Below are 6,304 nucleotides of genomic sequence, written 5' to 3'. Positions count from 1 at the left end.
TTTTTTTTTTGGGTGTGTGTGTTGTCTTTTTGGGTTTCTTCTTCCCGTGGGGTTTTTTTTTTTTTCCCCCCCCCCCCCCCCCGACCCCGGACACCGCCGCGCAGCGGAGGTGCACACGCCACGGCCCGCAGGACCGCCCGGCATGCGGACTCCCATACCGCCAGGAGATCCGCTGTGCCATAATCTTCGCCAGGTCACGAGTGACAGCGACATAGGCCCCGGCCCGCTGTCCGGCAACCCTCCTTCCGTGGCGGGGTGCCCCGGGTGATGACCGGGCCGCAGACAAGAGGTCTGCGGCAAGCGCGGATCCCTCGCCAGGGATCCTGGTCGTCGAGGGAGCTTCTTCCGTGATGCAGCGAATGCGATAGGGCCTACGGCCCGTTTCCCGTGAACTCCGCGCGCACTGTGCCGCGCGCCGGAGTTCGGTTTCCCGCACGCCGGTGACGCCTTCCCGCGTGCGTATCCGCAATCCCCCCTGTCTGCAGGAGAATTCGCCATGTCCGCATGCCCTGTTGCCGCCACTGCCACTGCCACCACCGCCACCGTCGAGGCCCCCGCCGACGCGCCTCTGCCGGTCCTCGGCCACGACGTGCGGGTGCCGCTCGTCACGGGGGGTGAAGTGCCGTACGCGGCGCTCGACTATGCGGCCAGCGCCCCGGCGCTGCGGCGGGTGTGGGACGACGTCGCGGCGTACGCGCCCTACTACGGGAGCGTGCACCGCGGGGCCGGTTACCTCTCGCAGTTGTCGACCGATCTGTTCGAGAACAGCCGGGCGGACGTGGCCGCCTTCCTCGGCTGCCGCCCCGCCGACCAGGTCGTCTTCACCCGCTCCACCACCGACTCGCTGAACCTGCTCGCGGCCGTGGTCCCGGCCGGTACCCGGGTCTTCGTCTTCGAGACCGAGCACCACGCCTCGCTGCTGCCGTGGGAGCGGCGCGAGGACGTCGATGTCACCTACCTCGACGCACCGCGCACCCCGGGCCAGGCGGTCCGGACGCTGGAGGAGGCCCTCGCCGCCCGGGAGCCGTACGGCCCGGCCCTGGTCTGTGTGACCGGTGCGTCCAATGTGACGGGTGAGCTGTGGCCCGTGCGGGAGCTGGCCGCCGCCGCGCACGCGCACGGCGCCCGGATCGTGCTGGACGCCGCGCAGCTTGCCCCCCACCACCCGGTGGACGTCACGGAGCTGGACGTCGACTGGGTCGCCTTCTCCGGGCACAAGCTGTACGCGCCGTTCGGCGCCGGTGTGCTGGCCGGGCGCGCGGACTGGCTCCAGGCCGGCGAGCCGTATCTGGCGGGCGGCGGGGCGAGCCGCAAGGTCGCGCGTCGCGTCGGCGGCGGGGTGGACGTCGAGTGGCACGACACCGCCGCCCGGCACGAGGCGGGCTCGCCCAACGTCATCGGGGTGTACGCCATCGCCGCGGCCTGCAAGGCGCTCACGGAGGCCGGTTTCGAGCGGCTCGTCGCGCGTGAGCAGCGCCTCGTCGAGGCGGTACGGGCGGGCCTCGCGGAGGTGCCCGGGGTCAAGGTGCTCTCGCTGTTCGGCGACGACGCCCCGCGGGTGGGCGTCATCTCCTTCGTCGTGGAGGGCTGGAACAGCTCGCACTTCGCCGCGGCGCTCTCCGCGGAGTACGGGATCGGGGTCCGCGACGGGCTCTTCTGCGCGCACCCGCTGGTGCGGACGCTCCTGGGGGAACAGTCCGACGAGCCGGGCGAGTGCGGGGCGCCGGACGGCGCCGCCGACGACGGGCCGCAGCTCAACGCCCTCCGTGTCAGCTTCGGCGCGGGCACGCCGGACGAGCACGTCGAGCGGTTCGTGACGGCGGTGGGGGAACTGGTCCGGAACGGCGCGCGGTGGTCCTACCGGACGGAGGGTGGGCGCTGCGTGCCCGTATAGCCGGACCTTCGGCTGCGGGCCGGTCTTGCCGCCTGCGGCGGCGGGCGCCCTGCGGGCGCGTCCTCAATCGCCGGACGGGCTGGTTGTGGCTGAGCTCAGCCACATCAAGCCCGCTGGGGGCACCTCCCAGCGGTAGCTGGGGGAGATTGAGGACACCGCCGCGCAGCGGTGGTGCGGACGACACGGCCCCCCGGCCGGACTCGCTACGAGTCGAGGCCGATCGCGAAGGCCGCTTCCAGGTCGTGGCTGGAGTACGTGCGGAACGCGATGTGCGTCTCCGTGGAGGCCACGCCGGGGACCTTGCTGATGCGGCCGGGGATGACGTCCGCGAGGTCGTCGTGCCGGGCCACCCGCACCATGGCGATCAGGTCGTGCGCGCCGGTGACCGAATAGACCTCGCTGACGCCCTCCAGCGCGGCGATCTTCTCGGCGATCTCGGGGATCCGGTCCACGTCGGTCTTGATGAGCACGATCGAAGTGATCACGGCTGGCTCCTATCGGGGGTCCCGGGGTCGCCCCCGGGAGCGGGCGACTCCTCGTGGGACCTGGCTGCGGCCTTCACTCTATCCGCAGGTCCGCAGCGGGCCCACGTGCAGAGGAAGCCGAGGCAGAAGCCCATCACGTGGGCCAGGTAGGCCACCCCGGGGCGGTCGCCCGCCGTGCGTGCGGCGAGCCACTGGAGCGCGAACCAGAAGAGCAGCACGGCCCACGCCGGAAACCGCAGCGGCAGAAAGAAGAGGAACGGGAAGAGGCTGGTGACACGGGCCTTGGGGAAGAGATAGAGGAACGCACCGAGCACCCCGGAGATCGCCCCGGACGCGCCGACGAGCGTCTGGGCGGAGTGGGCGTGCACGGCCGCGTAGCCGAGCAGCGCCAGATAGCCCGTGGCGAGATAGAGAAGGGCGAAGGGGATCCGCCCCAGCCGCTCCTCCGTCATCGCGCCGAAGACGTAGAGGAAGAGCATGTTCCCCAGCAGGTGCAGCCAGTTGCCGTGTACGAAGAGGGCGGTGAAGGGCGTGCACAGCTCCAGCGGCGGGCCGAGCCACAGCTCCTCGGGCACCACGCCCCAGCGCTCGAAGTAGGTGGTCTGCGCGGCGATCAGCTCGGCGCCGGTGCCGTAGGAGGCGTTGAAGCCCGAAGCGGGGCCGAGGAGGAAGACGACACAGCAGATGCCGAGGAGGGTGTAGGTCATCACGGGGGTCGGCACACGGGTCGCGGGGGCACCGTCGGAGGGGCCGGGGAGTGCCGCCTTCCCGAGACGTACTACCTTTCCGATCATGGTCAGATCATTGCGTACCGTGCGCAACCTGCCCAGAGTGCCTCGCCGGGCCGTCCGCGCGGGCCTGCGCACCGCGTCGCGAGACCGGCAGGCCGTAGGGTTACGGGGAAGGCACTCCCGCGGTTCGACGCCGCGGCCCGCCCGGGGGCCGTGGCAGCAGACGACGAGGACGGACGACACGATGGGTGTTCCCCAGCCGACAGCCGAGACCCGGTGGCGCTGCACGCTGTGCGGCAATCTCACCCGGTTCGACGTGACCCGTTCGACCAGGGCCGTCGAGTACGTCCACCTCGACCTGGCGGGAGAGCCGAACGTGGAGGAGCGCGAGGTGGTCAGTGAGACCATCGAGTCCGTGCGTTGCCGCTGGTGCAACGCGGTCGACCAGATCGAGCTGGTGGACCGGCCGGGCGCGGGCGCCTGAAGAACGGGAGCGTTGAACGGTGGTGGAGCACACAGGCGGCGAGTCGGCCGGTGACGCCGGCGGTGCCGACGGTGTTGCCGAGGTGCTCGACCGTCCGCTGCCCGAGGGGATCAGGCGACGGGTCGTCGGGCTCGTCGCGGAGGCGTTCGGTGGGCTGACGGTCGCCGAACTGCCCCCGCAGTTGCGGCAGTACGCCCGGTTCACGCCGAGTCGGCGGGCCAAGTTCGCGGGCAACGCCATGGCCGCCGCGGTGGAGAACGACGCCGTCTTCCGGCAGCGCATCTCCGCCCGGCTGCGCGAGGGCGGGTCCGAGCTGGCCGAGGCGCTGGACGCCGGGTCCCCGCCGGCCGCCGCGGACCCGGAGGACGTGGCGGCCATGGCCTATGTGCTGCGGCCGCTCGGCTGGGTCAAGCTGGTCACCGCGGCCGGCGAGGAGGCCCAGCGGGCCGGCGCCGAGCGGGCGGGCCAGGAGGCGCAGCGCGAATTGCGGCAGTTGCGCGAGGAGCTGGCCGCCGCGCGCGCCGAGGCCCGTACGGACTCCGACCGGGCCCGCGCGGAGCTGGACACCGTGCGCAAGGAGGCCGAGGCCGCGCAGCGCAAGCTGCGCAGCGCGGTCAGTGATGTGCGGCGCGGTGAGGCGGCGCTGCGCAAGGCGCAGGCCGAGCTGGAGAGTGTGCGCTCGGCCGCCGCGGCCGAGAAGACGGCGGCCCTGGGCGAGGCGCGGCGGCTCAAGGCGCGGCTGGCGGAGGCCGAGTCGGCGCTGGAGTCGAGCCGTCGTGCGGTGCGCGAGGGGCGCAGCGTGGAGGACATGCGGCTGCGGCTGCTGCTCGACACCGTCCTGGACGCGGCGCAGGGGCTGCGGCGCGAGCTGGCTCTGCCGCCGGCGTCGGTGCGCCCGGCGGACACGGTGGACGCGGTGGAGCCGGGCCGGATGACGCCCAAGGACATCGCCAATCGCGCGCTGTCGGAGACCGATCCGGCGCTGCTGGACCAACTGCTGGCGCTGCCGCAGGCGCACTTGGTGGTCGACGGCTACAACGTCACCAAGACCGGCTATCCGACGATGCCGCTGGACAAGCAGCGGCTGCGGCTGCTGGGCGGGCTCGCGATGCTGGCCGCGCAGACGGGCGCGGAGATGACGTGCGTCTTCGACGGCGCCGAGCTGGCCGCGCCGGTGCTGCTCGCGCCGCCGCGCGGGGTGCGGGTGCTGTTCAGCAAGGCCGGGGTGACGGCGGACGAGCTGATCCGGCAGCTGGTGCGGGCCGAGCCGCCGGGCCGGCCGGTGGTCGTGGTCTCCACGGACCGGGAGGTGGCCGACGGCGTCGCGAAGGCGGGCGCGCGGCCGGTGGCATCGGCCTTGCTGCTCAAGCGACTTGCGCGTACCTGAGCGTGGGGCGACCGTCACCTACTGTGTCATCTTCGTAAAAGATGCCTCGGTGGCCGGGTTATTTCGCGGCAGAGTTTGAACGGAATGCGGGAAGTTCACTAAGGTCGGGCCTCGAACCTTCGCGCGGTTGTTCATCCATTCGGGGTGACGGCGAGGGTCCCGCCGAGCCCGCGGAGCCTGCGCGGTAGGCGGCCCCAGGAAAAGGAGCTCGTCTCCGTGGCGTCCCACCGTCGACCCAAGCAGCCGGGCCGCGCCCGGGTGACCGTGCTCACCGCGACCGCCGCGGCGGCCGTCGCCCTCTCGGCCCAGGGTGCGCACGCCGATCCCCAGGCGTCCAAGCAGGACGTCAAGTCGAAGGTCGACAAGCTCTACGAGGAAGCCGAGCAGGCCACCGAGAAGTACAACGGGGCCAAGGAGAAGCAGGACAAGCTGGACAAGCAGGTCGGCGACCTCCAGGACAAGGTCGCGCGCGGCCAGGAGGAGCTGAACAAGCTCCGCAACAGCCTCGGTTCGATGGCCACCGCGCAGTACCGCACCGGCAGCATCGACCCTTCCCTGCAACTGCTGCTGTCCTCCGACCCGGACAGCTATCTGGAGCGGGCCTCCACGCTCGACCAGCTCACCGCCAAGCAGGCGGAGACGCTCCGTCAGATAGCCGGCAAGCAGCGCACCCTGAAGCAGGAGCGCCAGGAGGCCGCCGACAAGCTCGCCGACCTGGAGTCCACGCGCAAGGCGCTGGGGGACAAGAAGAAGGAGATCCAGGACAAGCTCTCCGATGCCCAGGAACTCCTCAACACCCTCACGGCCAAGGAGAAGGCCGAGGTCACGGGCGCGGACAAGGCGCAGGAGGGCAAGGACGCCGCCGACCGCGCGAGCCGCTCCGGCGGCAGCCGCACGGACCCCGGGGGCTCGGACAAGCCCGTGCCCGAGTCGCAGCGCGCCGGCGGTGCGCTCGGCGCCGCCCAGAGCAAGATCGGCTCCCCGTACGTCTGGGGCGCGACCGGCCCCAACTCCTTCGACTGCTCCGGGCTGACCTCCTGGGCGTACTCGCAGGCGGGTGTCACCCTGCCCCGGATGTCGCAGGACCAGGCGAACGCCGGCACCCGCATCTACGACCAGGGCTCCCTCAAGCCCGGTGACCTGGTGATCTTCTACGGCGATCTGCACCACGTCGGTCTGTACGCGGGCAACGGCCAGGTGCTGCACGCCCCGAAGCCCGGCGCCAACGTGCGCTACGAGGCCATGGGCAACATGCCCTTCCAGTTCGGCGTGCGCGTCGGCTGATACCTGCCGGGGGCTCCGGGCCGCCCTCTCGCGGCCCCC

Annotated in this window: 6 protein-coding genes and 1 riboswitch; of the genes, 4 read left to right on the top strand and 2 right to left on the bottom strand. The window is 71.9% G+C overall.

The genetic code is table 11. The features are described 5' to 3' along the window. Positions 1 to 192: 192 nt before the first annotated feature. A riboswitch (SAM riboswitch) is annotated at positions 193 to 309 on the top strand. Between the two features lie 187 nt (positions 310 to 496). Then, a complete protein-coding gene (locus tag ACZ53N_RS13695; RefSeq protein WP_469141043.1) occupies positions 497 to 1,894 on the top strand; it encodes an aminotransferase class V-fold PLP-dependent enzyme in 1,398 nt (465 codons plus the stop codon). Positions 1,895 to 2,097: 203 nt separating this feature from the next. On the opposite strand, the gene ACZ53N_RS13690 is transcribed toward ACZ53N_RS13695, so the two are convergent. Continuing rightward, positions 2,098 to 2,379, bottom strand: a complete 282-nt coding sequence (locus tag ACZ53N_RS13690; RefSeq protein ID WP_130877377.1) for an Lrp/AsnC family transcriptional regulator — start codon at positions 2,377 to 2,379, stop codon at positions 2,098 to 2,100. Then, the gene (locus ACZ53N_RS13685; RefSeq protein WP_469141101.1) at positions 2,376 to 3,086 is read right to left on the bottom strand and encodes a rhomboid family intramembrane serine protease; all 711 of its coding nucleotides are present in this window, start codon (positions 3,084 to 3,086) and stop codon (positions 2,376 to 2,378) included. The genes ACZ53N_RS13690 and ACZ53N_RS13685 overlap by 4 nt, the downstream gene beginning before the upstream one ends. 268 nt (positions 3,087 to 3,354) lie before the next feature. Here ACZ53N_RS13685 and ACZ53N_RS13680 point away from each other — a divergent pair, with 268 nt between their 5' ends. The 3 genes from ACZ53N_RS13680 (at position 3,355) to ACZ53N_RS13670 (ending at position 6,265) form a co-directional block, all read left to right on the top strand. Then, the gene (locus ACZ53N_RS13680; RefSeq protein ID WP_130877375.1) at positions 3,355 to 3,594 is read left to right on the top strand and encodes a hypothetical protein; all 240 of its coding nucleotides are present in this window, start codon (positions 3,355 to 3,357) and stop codon (positions 3,592 to 3,594) included. 19 nt (positions 3,595 to 3,613) lie between these two features. Further along, entirely contained in the window at positions 3,614 to 4,981 is a 1,368-nt protein-coding gene (locus tag ACZ53N_RS13675) for an NYN domain-containing protein (protein WP_469141042.1), read from the top strand. Positions 4,982 to 5,197: 216 nt separating this feature from the next. Continuing rightward, positions 5,198 to 6,265, top strand: coding sequence for a C40 family peptidase (locus ACZ53N_RS13670; protein ID WP_469141041.1), 1,068 nt, complete (start codon positions 5,198 to 5,200; stop codon positions 6,263 to 6,265). Positions 6,266 to 6,304 lie beyond the last annotated feature (39 nt).

The organism is Streptomyces sp. NPDC033229 (assembly GCF_055576875.1).
Note: the sequence above shows the minus strand (reverse complement) of the source record. Positions and strands in the feature narration are given on the sequence as shown.